Source organism: Actinomycetospora soli (assembly GCF_021026295.1).
GTDB classification, from domain to species: domain Bacteria; phylum Actinomycetota; class Actinomycetes; order Mycobacteriales; family Pseudonocardiaceae; genus Actinomycetospora; species Actinomycetospora soli.
Map to the genome: position 1 here is coordinate 1 of NZ_JAJNDA010000058.1, position 4326 is coordinate 4326.

Consider the following 4326-nt stretch of genomic DNA (forward strand, 5'->3'; position numbering starts at 1 on the left):
ACCGAAGCCATCAACGGGCGCCTCGAGGCCCTGCGCCGCAACGCCCTCGGGTTCCGCAACCTGATCAACTACCGCATCCGCTCCCTGCTCCACTGCGGGAACCTCGCACTCTGATTCCGGAAGAGCCGCTTTAGCTGATTTGGAAGCGATGACATTCCGTTGCTTTAAACGCCGCGATAACTCCATTTATCGCGGCAACCGAGGACAAGAGCAGCGGACCCGGCCTTATCCGAACTCGAAGGTAGCCTCTTTTGCGCACGAGGCGTTCGGGATGGTGGCGCTGACCGTCGATCGGGTCTGGTCGTTGGTCGCTCGTGCTTGGTCAGGCTGGACCATGCTGGGGTGCAGCACGGGGAATCACGACGAGGGGCTGGCGTCGGGCTCGGGCGCTGGCTCGGGCGTGGTCGAGCAGTCGATCGGCGACATGCTGCTGAAGCCGACTCTGCCGCAGCAGGAGCCCGGTGACGACAGTCGACCCGAGAGCGAAGCTGGGGTAGAGCAGGACCGGAATATGCTCCAGCAGCAGCGGACTGATGAAGGCGAGCGAGAGCGAGACCGCCGACATCAGTGCGATCGGGGTCAGCGCGAGGTCGGGTGCGGTGCTGCGGGCTCGGGTCAAGGTCGCGTCGGCGTATCGCTGATCGCCTGCGCGTCCTCGACGCCACTCGCGCAGCAGGTCGACCCGGTCCGCAAGTGGGAGCTCGGCCAGACGGCGGGCCTCGGCGGGTGTCTGTCGGTACGGCCGGGCGAGGAACCATGCGGCGGCGGCCAGGGCGAACTCGACGACAACCACCGCGCCGGCGAGCACAAGGATGGCCAACCCGTCCGCCAGGTCGCCACCGCGGAGAGCCACACACCAGCCGAGGCCGGCGAAATAGACGACAAGCGCCGCGACGGCCAGCCACTGCACGACCCTCATAGCCCTCCGCCACCGCGCCCAGTCCGGCCTCAGGAAGGCGTCGTCCAGGTCGAGCGCGACCACGGTAGGTCCCGGTGGGTCCGTCCACCGAGACACCGCCTGGCGGGACCGCTCGCTCCGCACCACCAGCACAACTCCGAGGGCCGCGATCAGGACAGCGAGCACGACGGCCGTCCAGCCGGCTGGTGCCTCGACGATGGAGACCGCCGCGCCGAGCGGGGCAGAGAGAAGGAGCAGGGCCGCGCCGATCGAAGCGAGGACCTGCCGGGCGCAGGCATACTCCACGGCCCCCTGCGGAGGGGGTTCGTCGCGGCGCCGGATGGCGAGGTCGGCCGATCGGCGCTGCTCGCGGGACAGATCTCGTCGGGCCGCCAAACGGTCCCGCCGCGGCGCCCGAGCTCGCCCGGCCTCACGGAAGGCCACCGACACCCCAGCAATCCCCGCCCACATCAGCACTGCGTTGCCGATCGTCGTGCGCCAGAGGTCGCCGTTTGAAAATCCGTCGCCGTGCGACGACGACCATGCGTACAGGGCTAACAACCCGAGGCCATAGGCGGCGACTGATGCCTGCACGGCCCGTCGCGCGCGCGGTGACAGCGCGATGAGCTCCCCCATGTGCACCCCCGGAAGAAGTATCAGCAGAGATCCCCCGGCCCGCGCGTTCTGTCTCATCGAAGGCTCGTCCCCCGGCGGACCAGGCGCTCCTCCCCCGCCGAGCGTGTCAACGGCCAGTTCGTAGTCCCCGCTGGTGGCCAGGTGAAAGTCCCCGGTCCTGAGGTTGTTCAGCTGCTGGCGACCGGCTTCGTTCCCTTCGTTCGGGCTTGCCGCATGCGGTAGGACTCGCCGTCGGTGACGACGACGTGGGCGTGGTGCAGGAGCCGGTCGAGCAGGCTGACCGCGGTGGTGTGTTCGGGTAGGAACCGTCCCCACTGTTCGAAGGGCCAGTGCGAGCTGATCGCCAGGGAGCGGCGTTCGTAGGCGGCGGCGACGAGCCGGAACAGCAGTTGGGCTGCGGTGTCGTCGAGCGGGGCGAACCCGATCTCGTCGATGATGATCAGGTCGTGGCGCAGGGTCTGGTCGATCAGGCGGCCGACGGAGTTGTCGGCCAGGCCGCGGTAGAGCGCTTCGACGAGCTCGGCGGCGGTGAAGTAGCGGACCCGGTGCCCGGCCTCGACCGCGGCGTGTCCGAGGGCGACGAGCAGGTGGGACTTGCCGGTGCCGGCGGGCCCGACCAGGGCGAGGTTCTCCGCGCCGCGGATCCACTCCAGGCTGGCGAGGTAGTCGAACGTCGCAGTCGGGATCGAGGAGACGCCGATGTCGAACTCGGCGAGGGACTTCTCGACCGGGAACCCGGCCGCGCGGCGGCGGTTGATGGTGTTGGAGGCCTCGCGGGCGGCGATCTCGGCCTCGACCAGGGTGCGCAGCAGTTCCTCGGGTCGCCAACGTTGGGTGCGGGCGGTGAGGAGCAGTTCGGGGGCCAGGCGGCGCATCGCGGCGAGCTTGAGCCGCTTGAGTCCGGCTTCGAGGTCGGCCTCGAGCGGCGGTGGCGTGGTGGCGGTCATGACGCGTCCCCGGACCCGGCCGTGTCCGGGCTGATCTTGTAGGCGTTCAGGGAGCGGGTGGGGACGCTGGGGAGCTCGACGACCAGGGCGTCGCCGGCCGGCCGCGGGGTCGGGGTGTGCCCGGCGGCGAGGATGGAGCGGACGTCCTCGGCGCGCCAGCGCCGGAACGCGGTCGCCCGGGTCAGGGCCTCGAGCAGAGTCTCGGGGCCGTGGGCGTGGCCGAGGTCGACCAGCTCGGCGAGGTCGGCCGACAGGCGGGTGGAGCCGGCGGCGGCGGCGCCGGCCAGGAACGCCTGCGCGGCCGGCCCGAGGGCGCAGAACGCCTTCTCCGTGGCGGTGCGGGGCCGAACCGCCCGCGCCGGGACGGTGGGTCGGGCGCCGGGATAGTGCGCGTCGAGGATCGAGACCTCGCCCGGCCCGACGACCTGGTGGCAGGCCAGCAGCTGCGGCGGGGTCGCTCCGCTCTGGCGGGTCAGGATCGACAGCTCGCCGCCGTGGACGCGGACCTCGACGCTGTCCCCGATCGCGGTCGAGGGGACCGAGTAGCGCGCCGAGCCGTGCCGGATGCAGGACAGCCGGTCGACCTTGCGGAACACCGCCGGGCCGCCGATCCGTGGCCGCAGCCCGGGCAGCCCGCCGAGCAGCGCGAGCTCCCGGTCTCTGAGGCGTTCGGCCGGGACCGCGGCGATCTCGGAGTGGGTCGCGGCGTTGACCTGCGTGCACCACCGGGCCGCGGCCAAGTTCGCCGAGGCCAGGTCCGGGCGGGCCTTCGGGCGGTCGGGGTCGACGAGTTCGCAGCCGATCATGAGATCCGCCTTGGCGTAGCCGACGAGGTTCTCCACGATCCCCTTCGACTCCGGATCGCCGCCTTCGCAGAAGTCCGGGCGGAACCGGTAGTGGCTGGCGAACCGGACGTAGTCCGGGGTCGGGACCACCCGGCCCGCGACGATGTCGGCGCGCAGGCAGCCCATCCGGTCGGCCAGGACGACCTTGGGGACCCCGCCGAGGGTCTCGAAGCACTCCGCGAGCAGCGCGAACGTCGTCGCGGCGCGCTCGTCCGCGGCGAAGCGCACGAACCGGACCCTCGACCAGGCCAGGACCGCGCAGAACACGTGCAGCCCACCGAGGACGCCCCAGTCGATGACCAGGTGCTCGCCCGGGGCCCAGACCGCCGGGCGCCGCCCGCGGTGATGGGTGCGGCGCCACTCGGCCTTCGCCTCGGCGACCAAGCGCCGGAAGTTCCGCCCGGAGCCCTCATATCCGGCGGCGACCGCCAGGGGCAGCAGCCGCTTGGCCGACATCCGCCCCTTGGTCTCGGCGATCTTGTCGATCACGACCTGGGTCACGGCGTCGTAGTTGTGGGGCCGCGGCTTGCGCTGCGGCGCGATCCCGCCGGCCTCGTGGCGGGTGATGACCCGACGCACCGTCTTCGGTGTCGTCCCGCAGATCGCGGCCGCGCCGCGGTAACTGCCCACCTCCCGGTAGGCCGAAATGATGTCCATACGTTCCCTCGCAGACTTCAATGGAGGACCCCTGGGCGGTGCGGTGAGCTGGCTAGTCACCGCGCACCGTCACCGCCCAGGGCCCCACCGTCGGGACGACACGACGAGGGACCGGGACTTCTACTTGGCCACCAGCGGGGACCTCACCTGGCCACCCGCGGGGACCTCAACCTGGCCAACACCGGGGACTTTTTCATGGCCACGGACAGAGCGCTGTGAACCGCCCCGGGCCTGGGTGAGGCTGGGCGTCAGGCCGCGGCGGCCTGCCGGGTTACCGCGGCAGTGTAATGGGCTTCCCATTCAACCGGCGGCAGGTATCCGACCGACGAATGAAGGCGTTCGT

At 71.2% G+C, this 4326-nt stretch carries 4 protein-coding genes; 1 reads left to right on the forward strand and 3 read right to left on the reverse strand.

Features of this window, described 5'->3' with window-relative positions:
• A partial coding sequence (locus tag LN037_RS31975; protein WP_230760009.1) for a transposase occupies nucleotides 1-114 on the forward strand: 114 nt, incomplete at its 5' end.
• A gap of 208 nt (nucleotides 115-322) precedes the next feature.
• Here LN037_RS31975 and LN037_RS31980 read toward each other — a convergent pair.
• The 3 genes from LN037_RS31980 to istA form a co-directional block, all read right to left on the reverse strand.
• Entirely contained in the window at nucleotides 323-1534 is a 1212-nt protein-coding gene (locus LN037_RS31980) for a hypothetical protein (protein ID WP_230761150.1), read from the reverse strand.
• 167 nt (nucleotides 1535-1701) lie between these two features.
• Nucleotides 1702-2481 (reverse strand): IS21-like element helper ATPase IstB, encoded by a 780-nt coding sequence (istB, locus tag LN037_RS31985; protein WP_230761152.1) that lies wholly within the window; start codon nucleotides 2479-2481, stop codon nucleotides 1702-1704.
• Nucleotides 2478-4004, reverse strand: a complete 1527-nt coding sequence (istA, locus tag LN037_RS31990; protein WP_230761154.1) for an IS21 family transposase — start codon at nucleotides 4002-4004, stop codon at nucleotides 2478-2480. Before istA ends, istB begins: the two co-directional genes overlap by 4 nt.
• Nucleotides 4005-4326 lie beyond the last annotated feature (322 nt).